19 protein-coding genes are annotated in these 16,644 nt (G+C 63.7%); 4 read left to right on the top strand and 15 right to left on the bottom strand.

Going from position 1 to position 16,644, the window contains the following annotated elements; translation table 11 throughout:
* Positions 1–83 precede the first annotated feature (83 nt).
* A complete protein-coding gene (locus GGR44_RS13325; protein WP_183956029.1) occupies positions 84–695 on the bottom strand; it encodes a superoxide dismutase in 612 nt (203 codons plus the stop codon).
* Positions 696–920: 225 nt separating this feature from the next.
* Between GGR44_RS13325 and GGR44_RS13320 the strand changes: the two genes are divergently transcribed.
* The 3 genes from GGR44_RS13320 to GGR44_RS13310 all read left to right on the top strand — a co-directional run bounded on the left by GGR44_RS13320 (position 921) and on the right by GGR44_RS13310 (position 3,632).
* Positions 921–1,478, top strand: coding sequence for a urate hydroxylase PuuD (locus GGR44_RS13320; RefSeq protein WP_183956028.1), 558 nt, complete (start codon positions 921–923; stop codon positions 1,476–1,478).
* A 61-nt stretch (positions 1,479–1,539) separates the two neighbouring features.
* Positions 1,540–2,337, top strand: a complete 798-nt coding sequence (locus tag GGR44_RS13315) for a TrmH family RNA methyltransferase (RefSeq protein ID WP_183956027.1) — start codon at positions 1,540–1,542, stop codon at positions 2,335–2,337.
* Between the two features lie 26 nt (positions 2,338–2,363).
* Positions 2,364–3,632: an MFS transporter gene (locus GGR44_RS13310; protein WP_246344651.1), complete on the top strand. Its 1,269-nt coding sequence runs from the start codon at positions 2,364–2,366 to the stop codon at positions 3,630–3,632.
* 13 nt (positions 3,633–3,645) lie between these two features.
* Here the strand turns inward: GGR44_RS13310 and GGR44_RS13305 are convergent, their stop codons facing one another.
* A complete protein-coding gene (locus GGR44_RS13305) occupies positions 3,646–4,164 on the bottom strand; it encodes a GNAT family N-acetyltransferase (RefSeq protein ID WP_183956026.1) in 519 nt (172 codons plus the stop codon).
* A gap of 235 nt (positions 4,165–4,399) precedes the next feature.
* On the opposite strand from GGR44_RS13305, the gene GGR44_RS13300 reads away from it, so the two are divergent.
* Positions 4,400–7,030 carry a TonB-dependent receptor plug domain-containing protein gene (locus GGR44_RS13300; protein ID WP_183956025.1) on the top strand — a complete coding sequence of 877 codons (2,631 nt, stop codon included), beginning with the start codon at positions 4,400–4,402 and terminating at the stop codon, positions 7,028–7,030.
* Between the two features lie 109 nt (positions 7,031–7,139).
* On the opposite strand, the gene rplS is transcribed toward GGR44_RS13300, so the two are convergent.
* The 13 genes from rplS to purL form a co-directional block, all read right to left on the bottom strand.
* Positions 7,140–7,505: a 50S ribosomal protein L19 gene (gene rplS, locus GGR44_RS13295; RefSeq protein ID WP_183956024.1), complete on the bottom strand. Its 366-nt coding sequence runs from the start codon at positions 7,503–7,505 to the stop codon at positions 7,140–7,142.
* Entirely contained in the window at positions 7,506–8,249 is a 744-nt protein-coding gene (trmD, locus tag GGR44_RS13290; RefSeq protein WP_183956023.1) for a tRNA (guanosine(37)-N1)-methyltransferase TrmD, read from the bottom strand. It lies immediately after the preceding gene.
* Positions 8,246–8,530, bottom strand: a complete 285-nt coding sequence (locus tag GGR44_RS13285) for a hypothetical protein (protein WP_183956022.1) — start codon at positions 8,528–8,530, stop codon at positions 8,246–8,248. Before GGR44_RS13285 ends, trmD begins: the two co-directional genes overlap by 4 nt.
* Complete coding sequence (locus tag GGR44_RS13280; protein WP_183956021.1) at positions 8,530–8,919, bottom strand: PIN domain-containing protein; 390 nt, start codon at positions 8,917–8,919, stop codon at positions 8,530–8,532. Before GGR44_RS13280 ends, GGR44_RS13285 begins: the two co-directional genes overlap by 1 nt.
* Positions 8,920–9,186 carry an AbrB/MazE/SpoVT family DNA-binding domain-containing protein gene (locus GGR44_RS13275; RefSeq protein ID WP_183956020.1) on the bottom strand — a complete coding sequence of 89 codons (267 nt, stop codon included), beginning with the start codon at positions 9,184–9,186 and terminating at the stop codon, positions 8,920–8,922.
* A 49-nt stretch (positions 9,187–9,235) separates the two neighbouring features.
* Positions 9,236–9,517 carry a hypothetical protein gene (locus tag GGR44_RS13270; protein WP_246344650.1) on the bottom strand — a complete coding sequence of 94 codons (282 nt, stop codon included), beginning with the start codon at positions 9,515–9,517 and terminating at the stop codon, positions 9,236–9,238.
* Positions 9,514–10,008 carry a ribosome maturation factor RimM gene (gene rimM, locus GGR44_RS13265; RefSeq protein ID WP_183956019.1) on the bottom strand — a complete coding sequence of 165 codons (495 nt, stop codon included), beginning with the start codon at positions 10,006–10,008 and terminating at the stop codon, positions 9,514–9,516. Before rimM ends, GGR44_RS13270 begins: the two co-directional genes overlap by 4 nt.
* A gap of 5 nt (positions 10,009–10,013) precedes the next feature.
* Complete coding sequence (rpsP, locus tag GGR44_RS13260) at positions 10,014–10,448, bottom strand: 30S ribosomal protein S16 (protein ID WP_183956018.1); 435 nt, start codon at positions 10,446–10,448, stop codon at positions 10,014–10,016.
* A gap of 37 nt (positions 10,449–10,485) precedes the next feature.
* Positions 10,486–11,964, bottom strand: coding sequence for a signal recognition particle protein (gene ffh / locus GGR44_RS13255; RefSeq protein WP_183956017.1), 1,479 nt, complete (start codon positions 11,962–11,964; stop codon positions 10,486–10,488).
* A 288-nt stretch (positions 11,965–12,252) separates the two neighbouring features.
* Complete coding sequence (locus GGR44_RS13250) at positions 12,253–12,858, bottom strand: c-type cytochrome (protein WP_221214372.1); 606 nt, start codon at positions 12,856–12,858, stop codon at positions 12,253–12,255.
* An 86-nt stretch (positions 12,859–12,944) separates the two neighbouring features.
* On the bottom strand, positions 12,945–13,664 hold the full coding sequence (locus GGR44_RS13245; protein WP_246344649.1) for a hypothetical protein: 720 nt from the start codon (positions 13,662–13,664) through the stop codon (positions 12,945–12,947).
* 171 nt (positions 13,665–13,835) lie between these two features.
* Positions 13,836–14,246 carry an endonuclease domain-containing protein gene (locus GGR44_RS13240; protein ID WP_183956015.1) on the bottom strand — a complete coding sequence of 137 codons (411 nt, stop codon included), beginning with the start codon at positions 14,244–14,246 and terminating at the stop codon, positions 13,836–13,838.
* 142 nt (positions 14,247–14,388) lie between these two features.
* The gene (gene purL / locus GGR44_RS13235) at positions 14,389–16,629 is read right to left on the bottom strand and encodes a phosphoribosylformylglycinamidine synthase subunit PurL (protein WP_183956014.1); all 2,241 of its coding nucleotides are present in this window, start codon (positions 16,627–16,629) and stop codon (positions 14,389–14,391) included.
* Between the last annotated feature and the right edge of the window lie 15 nt (positions 16,630–16,644).

The raw sequence follows: 16,644 nt of genomic DNA, 5'->3' as shown, positions 1-16,644 counted from the left end.
ATGGTTGCGACCAGTCCGTTTTCGATACTGTTTTCCGGATATACCGGCCGGAGCATGGCCCCGACCGGTCATCATGGCGTGGATCAGGCGGGCTGATCGGCGCGGGAGGCGCCTTCGCCATCCAGGTTCAGCGCGACGAAATCCCAGTCGATCGCTTCCTTCAGCAGCTTTTCAGCATAGTTGGGGCGCAGGTTGCGATAGTCGATATAATAGGCATGTTCCCACACGTCGAGGATCAGCAGCGGCGTGTCGCCATGGGCGACGGGGCAATCGGCATCGTGATAGGATGTCACGGCCAGCTTGCCGTCCTTCAGGATCAGCGCGGCCCAGCCGCTGGCGAAGTGGCCGACGGCTTCGGCCTTCAGCTTGTCGACCAGCGCGTCGAGCGAACCGAAGCCTTCGTTGATGAGGTCGAGCAGCTTGCCCGAGGGCGCCTTCTTTTCGGGCGACAGGCATAGCCAGTAGAAGCTGTGGTTCCAGATCTGGCCAACCTGGTTGAACAGGCCGCCCTTGGCGGTCTTGATGAGTTCGACCAGCGACTTGCCTTGCAGGGTCGGATCGGCGGCGACCAGTTCGTTGGCTTTCACGACATAGGCATTATGATGCTTGCCATGGTGATAGTCGAAGGTTTCGGACGACAGGATGTCGCCGAAAGCGTCCTTGGCATAGGGCAGGGCAGGCAGAACGAAGGCCATGAAGAAACTCCTCGGTTTCATGGGTGGATGGTCGCACAACGGATGGCGCGACCGGAAGGTTGCGCGCCCCTAGCAAGGATGAGGCGATACGAAAAATGAGGAATTTTTCATTGCCCCATCGGAATTATCCATGTGACAGCAACCTGGCGTTAGCCTAGACTGTTCGATCAGGATGAAGCGCTCGCCGCAGCGTCCGGGGAACCTTTTTGGGGAGAGGTCAGGGTCATGGCGAAATTTTTCGGCAATCTGCATCTTGTGCTTGCGGCGGGGCTGGCCCTTGCGCTGGTGGTTATGTTTGCCGCCCATCCGGGCATGGTGGACGCCAACGGCGTTTTCCGGTGGCTGCACCTGTTCTTCGGCATCACCTGGATCGGGCTTCTCTATTATTTCAACTTTGTTCAGATTCCCACAATGCCGAAAATCCCTGCGGAACTGAAGCCGGGCGTGTCGAAGCATATCGCGCCAGCGGCGCTGTTTTTCTTCCGCTGGGCGGCGTTGCTCACCGTTGTCACCGGTCTGGTCGTGGCCTGGCTGGCTGGTTATGTGCATCAGGCGCTGATGCTGCAGGCGCCCTATCTGCTGATCGGCATCGGCATGTGGCTGGCCCTGATCATGGCGGCCAATGTGTGGTTCGTGATCTGGCCGAACCAGAAAAAGGCCCTGGGCATCGTGGCGGCGGACGATGCGGCCAAGGCGAAGGCGGCCAGCGTCGCCATGATGGCCAGCCGCACCAACACGCTGCTGTCGCTCGCCATGCTTTATTGCATGGTGAATTTCAGCTGACGCTTCTCATCCCTTCGCCGGCTCGCTAAAGCGCGCCTTTCGAACCGGCAAGGGACAGGGCGTGGCGCGCGAAATCACAGGATTTTCAAACCCGCTGATCAAGCGGGTCCGATCCCTGCGCGAAAAGAAGTTCCGCAAGGCCGAAGGGTTGTTCCTGGCCGAAGGATTACGCATCCTGACCGAAGCGCGCGAGGAGGGCATCTTGCCCGAAATGCTGTTCCACGCCGGGTCGACGCACCCGCTGGCGCAGCAATTGATCGCGGCGATGGAGGCGGCGGACTGCGACGTCATCCTGACCACGCCCGACATATTGTCGAAGATTTCGGGCAAGGACAATGCGCAGGCGGTGGTCGGCGTCTATCGCGACCGGGTTACGCCGCTTGAGCGGATCGACCGGGCCGGCGCCGACATCTGGATCGTCGCGCAGTCGCTGCGCGACCCCGGCAATCTGGGCACGATATTGCGGACCGGCGATGCTGTCGGGGCGGGCGGCCTGATCCTGGTCGACGATTGCGTCGATCCCTTCTCGGTCGAATCGGTGCGCGCCAGCATGGGGGCGCTGTTCACCCAGTCGATCACCCAGGCGCGCTGGGAAGACTTTATCAACTGGCTGCGCGCCGGGCCGGGGCAGTTGATCGGCACCAGCCTGAAGGCGACCCATGATTATCAGGAACCCGCTTATGCCAGCCCCGCCTTCCTGCTGGTCGGCAACGAAGCGCAGGGGCTACCCGCCGATTATGAGGCGCAATGCGACCTGCTGGTCAAGATGCCGATGATGGGCAAGGCCGACAGCCTGAACGCGGCGGTCGCGACCGCAGTCATGGCCTATGAACTGCTGAACCAGAAAAGAAGGGCATGACGATGAAGGGGGCAGGGACAAAGGATATGACAGGCGGCATGGGCGCGATGTGGCTGCACAAGCGGGTGCTTGCCGCCAGCCTGATCGGCACGGCGGTCGAATTTTACGACTTCTATATCTACGCCACCGCCGCCAGCCTGGTGTTCGGGCCGCTCTTTTTTCCCGCCAGTTCGCCGTCCGCCCAGTTGCTCGCCGCCTATGGCAGCCTGGCGCTCGCCTTTTTCGCACGGCCCTTGGGCGCGGCCGTGTTTGGCCATTATGGCGACCGCATCGGGCGCAAGGCGACCTTGGTCACGTCGCTGATGCTGATGGGCGGATCGACGCTGGCCATCGCTTTCCTGCCGACCTATCAGTCCATCGGCTGGTGGGCGCCCTTCATATTGTGCGTGCTCCGCTTCGGGCAGGGTCTGGGCCTGGGCGGCGAATGGGGCGGGGCGGCCTTGCTGGCGGTGGAAAACGCGCCACCGGGCTGGCGCGCGCGGTTCGGCATGTTCCCGCAACTGGGCGCGCCGGTGGGCTTCATCGCGGCGAACGGCATGTTCCTGTTGCTGGGCGCGGTGCTGAGCGATGCGGAGTTTCTGGCCTGGGGCTGGCGCATACCTTTCCTTGCCAGCGCGCTGCTGGTGATATTGGGCCTGTGGATTCGCCTGAAGCTGACAGAAACGCCAGAGTTTTCCGCCGCGCAGGCCGAAGCGCCGCCGCCCGCGGTGCCGCTGGCCACGCTGTTCGCCCATCATCTGGGCGCGGCCATCGCCGGCACCTTTGCCGTGGTCGCCTGTTTCGCGGTCTTCTACATCGCGACCGCCTTTGCGCTGGGCTATGGCACCAAGACGCTGAAGATCGACCGGGAGATTTTCCTGGGCCTGCAACTGGGCGCGATCCTGTTCATGGCGGGCGGCATCGTGCTGGCGGGATGGTGGGCCGACCGCACCACGCCGACCCGCGTTCTGGTATGGGGCTGCATCGGCACTATTCCCATGGGCATGGTGTTCGGGCTGGCCATGGGCACGGGTGCGCTGCTGCCCATTTTCCTGATCCTCAGCGTCGCGCTGTTCCTGATGGGCTTTGTCTATGGGCCGCTGGGCGCCTATCTGCCTGCGCTGTTCCCGACGCAGTTGCGCTATACCGGCGCGTCCTTCTCGTTCAATCTCGGCGGCATCATCGGCGGTGCGCTGGCGCCCATCGCCGCCACATGGCTGTCGGCGGTGCAGGGGGTGGCGCTTGTCGGCCTTTATATGTCCGTCGCCGCCGCGCTCAGCCTGGCGGGCCTGTGGTTCACCAGCCGCGCGGGCTGAAGCGGCGCGGCGGTCAGGCGATGGCCTTGCGCATCAACAGCATGGGGACGCCGCTGTCCTCCATCGGGCGCACCCCTTCAAAGCCGAAGCTGCGATAGAGGGGAATGCCCGCCATCGTGCCGGACAGTTCCAGCGCGGTGAAGCCCTCCGCCCGCGCCGCGACCTCGCACAGGCTCAGGATCAGGCGGCCGACCCCTTTGCGCACATGATCGGGGTGGGTGTACATGGCGCGCACCTTGGCGGCCTCCGTCGCGGGATCGAGCAACCGGTCGTCGCGCCCGGCGCTGTGATCGCCGCCATAGGGCGTCGCCCGGCGGCTCCATCCGCCGCAGCCGGCGACGGCGCCGTTCGACTCCACGACAAAATAGGTGCCATCCGCGATCAACCGGCTGTCGAGACCCATGAAGCCATGGCTGGCCGCGATCTGATCGGGCGTGAGGAAATCGGCCTGCAACTGGTCGATGGCGCTGGTCATCAGGTCGCGCAGGACGGGTTCGTCCTGCAGTGTGGCGAGGCGGTGGGAGAGGGGCATTGGCCCTGTGCTGCACAACCTCCTCGCCTTTTCAATCTCCATGCGAAGTCGTTCGACCGCATTCGCTGAAAGTCGACCGACCTGTATCATTTATGTTACAGTTAAAGAAAACATGCAGCACCCGACAGCGTATCGTTGGCGGGTTGAGCTGCGCGGTCCGTTTCACATGTCAGCAATAAATCTAAATATGGCGGGGATGGATGGAAGGCCCATACACTAATGTAGGGGGCTATTGATGATCGACCAATTATTTGCTCGTGGGCTGACCAAGGCGCTGCTAGCGACTACCGCTCTTGCCGCCATGACGGCGCCGGCCTTCTCTCAAACGCCCGCCGCGCCGGAACTGGCGGCGGAAGACGATGCCGGAGCTACGATCGTGGTGTTGGGTACGCGCCGAACCGACAGGTCCGTTACTGACTCTGCCTCGCCAATCGACGTGATCGGTGCGCAGGAGCTGAAGACCCAGCCGGCGGCGGATATGCTTGAAGTTCTCAAGAACATCGTGCCCAGCTTCAACGTCCCGCAAAATGCGATTTCCGACGCTTCGACCTTCGTCCGCTCGCCGTCCATTCGCGGCCTGGCGGGCGACATGACGCTGGTGATGATCAACGGCAAGCGCCTCAACCGTTCCGCGCTGGTCCAGGTCGCGGCGGGCGATCCGACCAACAATCTGTCGCAAGGCGCCGACCTTGCGGTCCTGCCCACCATCGCCTTTGGCAACCTCCAGATTCTGCGCGAAGGCGCGACCGCGCAATATGGCACCGACGCGATTGCCGGCGTGTTGAACTATACGCTGCGTGAGGATGAAGGCGTAGAGTTGAGCACCCGCTACGGCCAGTTCTATGATGGCGGCGGCGACGGCAAGGCGCGGCAGATTGCGGGCTATGCCGGCTTCAAGCTCGGCGACCGCGGCTTCATCTCGTTCGCGGGCGAATATAACAAGGATGACGGCACGATCCGCAACGCGACGCGTCCCAACGCCGTGCTGTTTGCGCAAGCGCACCCGGAACTGGCCTCGCAACTTCCCAATTATCCCAAGCCCGTGCAGATCTTCGGCAATTCGCCGTCCGAGGGCTGGAAGGCCACCGTCAACGCCAGCTATGACGTGACCGACGCGACCAAGATTTACGCGTTCGGCAATTTCGCGCATTCGAAGATTACCCAAAGCTTCAACTACCGTCCCGTGGAAACCTTCGCTGCGACGGACACCGCTGGCGTCGTGCGCAACCAGACGCGCAATAGCGCCTTTGCCCATCCGATCTATCTGACGCCCTGCCCGGCTGGCAACGCCACCTGCCCCGCAGGCGGTTTCGTCAAGGATAGCAACACCTATTCCTTCTCCAGCCTCTATCCCGCCGGTTTCACGCCGCAATTCGTCGGTGTGAAGGATCAGGCGTTCGGCGTGGCGGGCATCAAGGGCGACCTGCTCGAAAATCTGACGTTCGACGTATCGGGGTCGCTCAGCCGCAACGCGCTCACCCTGTCGATGTTCGACTCGATCAGCCCGTCCTATGGGCCGGATTCGCAGACATCGTTCAAGTTCGGATCGCTCATTCAGAAGGAAACCAATCTGAATGCCGATTTCGTCTACTCGCTCGACGCCGGGCTATCGAGTCCGGTAACGATCGCGTTCGGCGCCGAATATCGCAAGGAAACCTACACGGCGACCGAGGGCGATCCGCAATCCTATGGCATTGGGCCCTATTACAGTCAGGCTCTGTATGTCGAAACCGCGCCGGGCGTGTTCGCGCCTGACTCCACGGTCACCATGCCCGTTGGCGCGAGCGGCTACGGCGGCACCAGTCCGGACGCAGCGGCCAGCTATTCGCAGCATAATATTGCCGGTTACCTCAGCGTGGAAGCCGACCTGACCGACACCTTCTCGGTTGGTGTGGCCGGCCGCTATGAAGATTATAACACCTTTGGCGGAACCACGGTTGGCAAGGTAAACGCGCTGTGGAAAGTCGCGCCGACCTTCTCCGTCCGCGGCACGGTCGGCACGGGCTATCACGCTCCTTCGCCGGGGCAGAGCAACGTGCAGATTCTGACGACCGCTTTCACCAACGGTCTTCAGGTGCAGACCGGCACTTATCCGGTATCCAATCCGATCGCGCAATATTATGGCGCAACGGCGTTAAAGCCGGAAAAATCGACCAACTATGGTCTTGGCTTCGTCTTCACTCCGATGCCGTCACTGACCGTCACACTGGACGGCTACTGGATCAAGATCAAGGATCGCATCGGAACGTCGCAGACCTATAATGTCACTGCAGCGGATATCGCCGCTCAGCCGGCCCTGCTGGCAGTGGGTGAAGGCGGCGACGTGCAATATCCCACCAGCGCCTATGACTCGCGCACGGCCGGTATCGACCTTGTCGGCACCTACCGCTCCAACCTTGGCGATGGCAAACTCAACCTGACGCTCGCCTACAACTATAACGAGACGAAGGTTACAAAGTTCGATACGGCCATCATCAGCGCGTCGCAGAAGAAGGATATTGAAGGCACTATCCCCAAGCATCGCGCGACCTTCACCGCCAATTATGCGATCGGCGACTTCACGATCACCGGGCGCGAAAACTTCTACGGTTCATTTGGTCTGGAAGATGCTTTCCCGGGTCAAACCTTCGGTTCGAAGTTCACGACCGACATAGAGGTCAGCTACACCATCGCCGAACATTATACGTTGGCTGTGGGTGCGACCAACCTGTTCAACACCTATCCGGACAAGATCAAGGCGACCGATGCCAACCCGATCTATGTGCTGACCAACAGCCTGTCGAATGGGCAGGTCTATCCCAACAGCGGCGGGCCTTTCGGCGCCAATGGCGGTTTCTGGTACGCTCGCCTGAGGGTAAAGATCTGAGAACCTGCGTAACGCAAAAAGAAATCGGGCGCCTTTCGGCGCCCGATTTTTTATGTCGGATTGCGAAGCGGTGAAGAAGGCGCTGGCCGCGCCTTCAGCCTCCAGCTTTTCAACCTTCGCGGTTGTCGCGGCGCTCGGCGATGCGGGCGCGCTTGCCGGTGCGGCCGCGCAGATAGTAGAGCTTGGCGCGACGCACGACGCCGCGGCGGACCACGGTGATGCTGTCGATGTTGGGCGAATAGAGCGGGAACACGCGCTCCACGCCTTCGCCGAACGAAATCTTGCGCACGGTGAAGTTGCTGCCCATGCCCTTGTTGGAGCGGGCGATGCACACGCCTTCATAATTCTGGACGCGGCTGCGGTCGCCTTCGACGACCTTCACGCCGACGCGCAGCGTGTCGCCGGGGCGGAATTCGGGAATATCCTTGGCCAGGGCGGCGATGTTTTCCGCCTCGATCTGCTGGATCAAGTTCATTTAACTCAAGTCCTTCGTTTCGCGTTGCGCGCCAGAGGGCGACTGGTCCCGAACGCCGATATGGCGTTCCCAAAGGTCCGGCCGCCTTAGCCGTGTATCATCCTCCGCCCTTTGTTTCCGCCAGGCGGCGATTTTCGCATGATCCCCCGATCGCAACACTTGCGGGATCGTGCGCCCTTCCCATTCGACGGGCCGGGTATAGTGCGGATATTCGAGCAATCCCCTTTCGAAGGATTCCTCGACCCCGCTTGAAGCCGCGCCCATTACCCCAGGAAGCAGCCGAACGCAAGCATCGAGCAGCATCAGCGCGCCCATTTCTCCGCCCGACAATATGATGTCGCCCATGCTGATCTGTTCGATGGGGCGGGCCTCGAAAATCCGCTCGTCAAACCCCTCGAACCGGCCGCAGAGCAGGGTGACGCCCGGCCCTTGCGCAAGCTGCCGGATGCGACGCTGGGTGATCGGCGCGCCGCGCGGCGTCATGGCGATGACGGGCAGGGCGGGGGCCTTCGCCATGGCATGATCGACCGCTGCGGCCAAAATGTCGGCCTTCAACACCATGCCCGCGCCGCCGCCCGCGGGCGTATCGTCGACTGTCCGGTGCCGGTCGGTGGCGAAATCGCGGATGTGGATCGGGTCGCACGCCCATGTCCCTTCGGCCAGAGCGCGCCCGGCGAGCGACAGGCCCAGCGGACCGGGGAAGATTTCGGGATAGAGGGTCAGGATCTGGGCGGTGAAGGTCATTTACTAAACTGCCGGGTTTCCAGCCAAAGGATAATGGCGAAGGTTACGGCTGCTGCGACGGCCATTGCGAACCACATGAACGCCTCCGGATCGGGATCGCCATGACCGCCTTCGCTCTGGAAGATCATATAACCTATCGTTGTCGGCACAATCATACCGGCGAACGATGCGAACATTATTCGTGCAGGTCTGAATAGCTGCTTGGAAAGCCGCCAGATCACGCAGGAAAGCGTCGCCGGGACCAATGCCAGCAGGATGAGGACAAGAACGATGCTGGTCATCACGCCGCCCAATTCTCGACCTTCAACCCCGGCACATCGGCGAAGTCGGCTTCATTGCGCGTGACGAGCGTCAACCCCAGCGACAGCGCATGGGCGGCGATCAGCCGGTCGAAGCTCTTGCGCCTGACCCCGATGGCGCGCGCCATGCGGCCATAGATTTCCGCAGCAGCGGCGTCAAAAGGGCGGACTGACAGCACATGCATCATCATGTCCAGCTTGCGCCCGTCCTCTGCTACCGTGCCGCGATGGCGCGCGCCGACGCGCAATTCCGCCAGCGTGATCGCTGAGATATTGAGTCCCGCCGCGTATGACGCGCGCACACGATCCCGCAGCGCATCGCTGCGCGCCAGAGCGAAGTCGATGCAGACATTGGTGTCGAGCAGAAACACTCAGGCGGCCTTGCCCGGAGCCCCGGACCAGTCCCGTTCGCCCTGTTCGATGTCGCCGCGTCCCTCGGACATGAAGCCGGGTGAAAAAGCGCCATAGAGGCCCATAAGCACGTCCAGTCCCGCATCTTCCTTCCAGAAGCTGAAACTGCCATCGGCATGGGCGGCGATGACGATGTCGTCTCCTTCCGCCATGCCAAGCGTCTTGGGGAGGCGAAGCGCCAGCGAATTGCCCGACTTGAACACTCTGGCCTTAAATTCCTCGCTCATGACGGACTCCGTATATACGCAGTGTATATACTTTAACCCCCTGTCGCGGTCAACGGCGGCGCGCGCGATACCAGGCGAGGCCCATGCCGCTGCCGAAACACAGCGCGCCGCAAGCCAGCAATGTGGCGCCCAGCGTCACCAATATGTCGGCAAAGCCTTCGCCCCGCTGCATGATGCCTGGAAGGATGAGGAGCAGCGGCGCCGGGCACACCAGCGCGGCGGCCGCCGCCAGCTTGACGCCGCGCGACCAGGGCATGGTGAACAGCCGCCAGCCCGCGCCCATCATGGCGAGCAGATAAAGCGCGAGAAGAAGGAGGGGCAGGCCCTTCATGCGACGAAGGCCGCTTCGATGATGGCGCGGTCCGGTTCGACCGTCACGGCGTGCATCGGCACCATGAAGCGCTTTGGCTTTTTGCCTTCGATCGCGGGCGCTTCGATTTCGATGATGTCGCCCGCGCCGAAATTCTCGACCGCGACGATGCTGCCGAGCGGCGCGCCGCCATCCGCCATGCAGGGCAGGCCAATCAGGTCGACATGATAATATTCGCCCTCGGCCAGCGGGGGCAGGGCGCAGCGGGGCACGGTGATTTCCGCGCCGCGCATCGCCTCCGCAGCGGAGCGGTCGCCGATTTCGGCAAAGCGCGCCACCGCGCCATTGGGGCCGGGACGGATGGACTTGAGCGTCAACACCCGCCCGGCGGCGTCCAATGCCTTATACGCCTTCAGGCTGTCCGGCCCTTCGCCAAACAATTTCAGGCGGACCTCGCCCGACACTCCATGCGCGCCGATGATGACGGCCAGAATGACGGGCTTGTCGGTCAAGGGGTTCAGCCTTCGGCCTGTTCGGTCGCGGCTTCTTCGGCAGCCGGTTCTTCGGCCGGAGCGGCGGCGGCTTCAGCGGCGGCCTTGGCGGCTTCCTCGGCCTCGGCCAGCTTGGCGGCGCGGTCTTCAGCGCGATCCTTGGCCCTCTGGCCGGGTTCCGCCTTGTTGGGGTTGTTGCGGGCGGCGCGTTCCTTCACGCCGGCTGCGTCGAGGAAGCGGGCGACGCGGTCGGTCGGCTGAGCGCCGGCGGCCACCCAATATTTCGCGCGCTCGGTGTCCAGAACGACGCGCTTTTCATCGCCCTTGGCGAGCAGCGGGTTGTAACTGCCGATACGTTCGATGAACTTGCCGTCGCGGGGCGCGCGGCTGTCGGCGACGACGATGCGATAATAGGGACGCTTCTTGGAGCCGCCGCGCGACAGACGAATGGAAGTTGCCATGTTACTAACCTTTGCCTTTCTAAAATACTGACTTGATTTACTTTTTCAGGAAATTTTCAAAACCGGGCGGCAATTTGGGGGCGTTGCCGCCCATGCCGCCCAAACCGCCAAGCCCACCCAGATCGGGACCGCCAGCACCGCCGGGACCGCCCAGCCCACCAAGGCCGCCCATGCCGCCGCCGGTGAACATCTTGGCCAGCCCCTTGAGGCCGCCCATCTTGCGGATCTTCTTCATCGCCGTTTCCATTTCCTGATGCATTTTCAGGAGACGGTTGACGTCCTGCACCGTCCGCCCGGCGCCCTTGGCGATGCGGATCTTGCGCTTGGCGTTGATCAGGGCGGGCTTTTCCCGCTCCTTGGGCGTCATCGAACCGATCATCGCGTCGAGATGCACGAGCGTCTTGTCATTGGCGCCGCTGTTGGCCATCGCCGCCTGCGCCTTTTTCAGGCCCGGCAACATGCCCGCCAGCGCGCCCAGGCCGCCCATGCGGCGCATCTGGTTCAATTGCGCGCGCAGGTCGTTCATGTCGAACTGACCCTTGGCCATTTTCCTGGCGAGCTTGTCGGCTTCCTCGGCGTCGATGCTCTCGGCGGCCTTTTCGACCAGCGAAACGACGTCGCCCATGCCCAAAATGCGCTGGGCGACGCGGGCGGGGTGGAAGGGTTCGATCGCGTCCAGCTTTTCGCCGACGCCCGCGAATTTGATCGGACGGCCGGTGACCGCGCGCATCGACAGCGCTGCGCCGCCGCGGGCGTCGCCGTCCATGCGGGTCAGCACCACGCCGGTCAGCGGCACCTGCGCCGAGAAGCTGGTGGCGACGTTCACCGCGTCCTGCCCGGTCAGCGAGTCGACGACGAGCAGGATTTCGGCGGGGCTGGCGACGTCGGCCACCGCCTTCATCTCGTCCATCAGCGCCTGATCGACGTGCAGGCGGCCGGCGGTGTCGAGCATGACGACGTCAAAGCCCTGAAGCTTCGCCGACTGGAGCGCGCGGCGGGCGATGTCGACCGGCTGCTGCCCGGCGATGATCGGCAGGGTCGCGACATCGGCCTGCGTGCCGAGCACGGCAAGCTGTTCCTGCGCGGCCGGGCGCTGCACGTCGAGCGACGCCATCAGCACCTTCTTGCGGTCCTTCTGCTTGAGGCGGCGGGCGATCTTGGCGGTGCTGGTCGTCTTGCCCGACCCCTGGAGGCCGACCATCATGATGACGGCGGGCGGGGTCACGTCGATCATCAGGTCCGCCGTTTCGGACCCCAGCATTTCGGTGAGCGTGTCGGAGACGATCTTGACGACCATCTGCCCCGGGGTGACGGAGCGCAGAACATCGCTGCCGACCGCCCGTTCGGTCGCCTGATCGACGAACTGGCGCACCACGGGCAGGGCGACGTCGGCCTCCAGCAGCGCGATTCGCACTTCGCGCATGGCGGTGCGCACGTCCGCTTCGGTCAGCGCGCCGCGCCCCCTCAGCTTGTCGAATACGCCGCCCAGGCGATCGCTTAGCGAATCGAACATCATCACCTCATTTGGGCCGAAAAGGCCCGGAAAACCGTGCATACCCGTAAAACGACAAAATCGCCGGCGGGCGAAACCTCGCCGGCCAGCGTCCACCCGAACCCAGATCATGGGGCTGCATGGAGATGTCAGGGTATCAGGCGGCAGAACCGCCCGATTGCCCCGCGCCCTTAGCGCAAGGCGCGTCATCATGCAACCAAAGCCTTATGAGCCCAAAGCAAGAAAGGCCGCCTCGTTGGGGACGGCCTCTTCTTGATCGAAGAGCCAATCAGGCGTCGACCAGCGCAGGGATCAGGACTGGGCCTTCAGATAGTCGATGATCGCCTGACGCTGGGCGGGGTCTTTCAGGCCGGGGAAGGACATGCGGTTGCCCGGCACCAGGGTGCGGGGATTTTCCAGCCATTTGTCGAGCGTGGCGGCATCCCATTTCAGGCCGCTGTCCTTGAGCGCGGCGGAATAGCTGTAGCTGGGCGCATGGGTGCCGGCGGCCTTGCCAAAGGCGCCATAGAGTTCCGGGCCGATCTTGTTCTGGCGCGCGGAGCTGGCGTCATGGCATATGGCGCAGCGGGCGAAGGCGGGCGGCGGGGTGACGTCGACCTTGGCTATGGTCGCGGGCTTGGCTTCAGCCGCCTTTTGGGCCTCGGCCTCTTCCTTCTCTTTCCTGGCTTCGGCTTCCTCCCGGGCCTTCTTCATGGCGTCGGCTGCCGCTATGTTCGCGGCTTCCGCAGCAGCGCTGTTGGCGACCGCTTGCGTGGCGTTGGCGGCATTGTCGGCCGCGCTTGCGGTGTTTTCAACCGCATTCGCCACCATGTTGGCGGTTTCGTTCGTCGCCTTGGGCTCGCCTGAGCAGGCGGCCAGCATCAGAACCGAACCGATAATCGCATATGGCTTGATCATGGCCATCCTCTCCCTCGCAACAGTGCGCGCCTTATCTGCGAGGGGGCGGACGGCATAAATTGGACTAAGGGCCTATGATCGGACGATCATCCGGCGAGGGTGGCCGCCAGCGCGACAAAAGGAGCGGAGGCGGCGAGCAAAGGCACCGCCAGCCCCTCCACGATGATGACGGCCGCGCCGACGCCATAGGCCGGGTGGATGCGGCGGCGGGTGACGACATCATGGGCTATGGCGATCAACACGAAGGCCATTTGCCCGATCAGCACGGCCAGGCCGCCCATCGGCCCCAGCAGCGGCATGGGCAATAGGCGGCCAAAGGCGGGGCCGATGATCGCCACCATCGCGCACAGCATCAGCCGCTTGTGCCAGTCGCTGCGCCGCCGCGCGCGGATGGCGAGCGCCAGCAGCAGGACGAAGGCGGCCAGTTCCAGCGCGCTGAGCGCCAGGAAGATTTCCGGTGTGAAGAAGGGGGGCACACGGTCGCGCACCACCGCCATCATCGCCGTGACCGCGCCCAGCGGCACCATCACCGTGGCGAGGCCCAGCGCGCTCCACCCCATGCGCCGGTGCAGCGCCAGCGAACCGGACGCGGCGAGCGCCGCCTGCGCCACATAGAGCAGGGTCCAGGCCATGAACACCGCACCGTGCACATGCACCCAGAAAGGCGCGACCCGCGCGTCCACCATCCCGCGCAGGGCGAATGAGCCGAAGCCGCCGATCACCGTAAGGGCGATGGCGATGGCCATGAACAGGAAAAATCCATTGTCGCGCGCATCAGCGCGCAAGGGGTGCGTCATCGCATCCATGGGATGCATCTCCTCCATTCTTTGTCGGCGCGACCCATGGTGATTTTGCTCGGGGAGGATAAGCGAAAGTCGACGGGTGGGGAAGAGTGGCCGACGAAGGGCGTTGGTCGATCAAAGACGATGGCTGGTGCGGGTGTGGCTCCTGCTTCGGACGGCGTCTGGTGTCACCTGTTAGGGACGCTTCGCAGTTTCGGCGCCCGCACCGCGATAGCCCTCGGCGTCAGCGCTTGCCGCCTGGGCCAGAGCGATCAGGCCATCGGCGACGGCGGTCGGGTCTTTGAGGACATCTGCTGCCGAGATACGGATGATCCGCAAGTTCTGCTCGGCGAGCCAGTGGTCGCGCGTTGCGTCTCGGTGCGGTCGGTCGCCTCTATCGTGGGTTTCGCCGTCGATTTCGATGCCAAGCTTTGCAGAGGAAACGTAGAAGTCGAGGATATAAGGGCCGACCGGGTGTTGGCGACGGAATTTGATTCCTTGCGGTTGCCCTTTGAGCAATCGCCAGAGCAGGGCTTCGGGCAGGGAGAGGTTCTGGCGGAGGGTGCGGGCCTTGGCGACGGTGCGTGGTGTCGTTGCGCGCGCCATTGGCCCCTCCGTCAGCCTTTCAGGCTGCCACCTCCCCATGCCTTCGGCACAGGGAGGAACGGGGTAGGATTTGATCCTCCCCGTCGCAAAGCGATGGGGAGGTGGCTGGCCGAAGGCCAGACGGAGGGGCCGCGCCCTCTCGTCAAAGTTCGCTGTCCATCAAGGCCGGGAAGAAGCCCTCATGCGCGGCGCGCAGGTCGTCGAGGGTGGCCCAGCCGATATTCTGTTCGGCATCGCCCACGGTCACCGCGTCGCCGCCGGTGCTGCCGATGCGGACCGCGGTGACGCCCAAGGCCTGCGCCCGGGCCAAAATGGCGGCGGCATCGCCGGTGACGACATAGCGGCCCTGATCCTCGCCAAACATCTGGGCGTTGAGGTGAACCTCGCTCGACCAGTCGGGCGCGATGGTGGCGCCGATGGCGCTGGCCAGCGCCATTTCGGCGACCGTGACCAGCAGGCCGCCGTCGGAAATATCGTGGACCGCCGTGGCAAGGCCATCACCGACGAGCGCGCGGACGAAATCGCCCGCCAGCCGTTCGGCGGCCAGATCGACGGTCGGGGCCGGTCCGGCTTCCTGGCCTGCGACCTCGCGCAACCAGATGGACTGGCCGAGATGGCTGGCTGTACCGCCGATCAGGATGATGTCTTCTCCAGCCGCCTTGAAAGCGACGGTCGCCATCTTGTCGACGTCAGCCAGCAGGCCGATGCCGCCGATGGCGGGGGTCGGCAGGATGGCGGAGCCGCCGCCGGTGGCCTTGCTTTCATTGTAGAGCGACACATTGCCGCTGACGATGGGGAAGTCCAATGCGCGGCAGGCGTCGCCCATGCCGTCGAGGCAGCCGGTCAACTGCGCCATGATTTCGGGGCGCTGCGGGTTGGCGAAGTTCAGGCAGTTGGTGACGGCGAGCGGCGTCGCGCCGACCGCGCTCAGATTGCGATAGCATTCCGCGATAGCCTGCTTGCCGCCCTCATAGGGGTCGGCATAGCAATAGCGCGGCGTGCAATCGGTGCTGATCGCGATGCCCTTGTTCGATCCGTGGACCCGCACCACCGCAGCGTCGCCGCCGGGGCGCTGCACCGTGTCGGCGCCGACCATGTGGTCATATTGTTCCCAGATCCAGCGGCGCGATGCGATGTCGGGGCTACCCATCAGCTTGATGAGGTCGGCGCCGATGTCGGTGCTGTCGGGCAGATCGCCGAGCGGCTTCACGCCCGACCAGACCTTGTAGTCTTCCTTGGGCATCGCCGGGCGATCATAAAGCGGCGCGTCGTCGGCCAGCGGCGCAAGCGGGATGTCGCACACCGTTTCGCCCATGTGGATCAGCACCATGCGGCCCGTATCGGTAACATGGCCGATGACGGCGAAGTCCAGCTCCCATTTGCGGAAGATCGCTTCGGCAAAGGCTTCGCGGCCGGGCTTCAAGACCATCAACATGCGCTCCTGGCTTTCGGAGAGCATCATTTCATAGGCGGTCATGCCGGTTTCGCGCTGGGGCACGTCGTCCATGTTGAGCTGGATGCCGACGCCGCCCTTCGACGCCATTTCGACGCTGGAGGAAGTGAGGCCCGCCGCGCCCATGTCCTGAATGGCGACGATGGCGTCGGACGCCATCAGTTCCAGGCACGCTTCGATCAGCAGCTTCTCGGTGAAGGGATCGCCCACCTGCACCGTCGGACGTTTGGCGTCGGCGTCGTCGCCGAAATCGGCGCTGGCCATGGTCGCGCCGTGGATGCCGTCGCGGCCGGTCTTCGATCCCACATAGACGATGGGGTTGCCGACGCCGCTCGCCGCCGAATAGAAAATCTTGTCGGTGTCGGCTACCCCAACGGTCATCGCGTTGACCAGGATATTGCCGTCATAGGCGGGGTGGAAATTCACCTCGCCGCCTACGGTCGGCACGCCCACGCAATTGCCATAGCCGCCAATGCCGCGCACCACGCCGCTGATCAGGTGGCGCATTTTCGGGTGATCGGGGCGGCCGAAACGCAGCGCGTTCATGTTCGCCACCGGGCGCGCGCCCATGGTGAACACGTCGCGCAATATGCCGCCCACGCCCGTCGCCGCACCCTGATAGGGTTCGATGTAACTGGGGTGGTTGTGGCTTTCCATCTTGAAGATCGCCGCCTGCCCGTCGCCAATGTCGACGACGCCCGCATTTTCGCCGGGGCCGCAAATGACCTGGGGGCCGGTGGTCGGCAGCTTCTTCAGGTGAATGCGCGAGCTTTTATAGGAGCAATGTTCCGACCACATGACCGAAAATATGCCGAGTTCGGTCAGATTGGGTTCCCGGCCGAGCGCGTTCAGAACGCGATCATATTCTTCCGGGGACAGCCCGTGTTCGGCGACGATTTCGGGCGTGATCGGGGATGCGGTGCTGGACATGCCCGCGCCTTTAGC

This window comes from Sphingobium fontiphilum (assembly GCF_014196635.1).
GTDB classification, from domain to species: domain Bacteria; phylum Pseudomonadota; class Alphaproteobacteria; order Sphingomonadales; family Sphingomonadaceae; genus Sphingobium; species Sphingobium fontiphilum.
The sequence above is the reverse complement of the archived record's forward strand: the minus strand, read 5'-3'. Positions and strand labels throughout refer to the sequence as shown.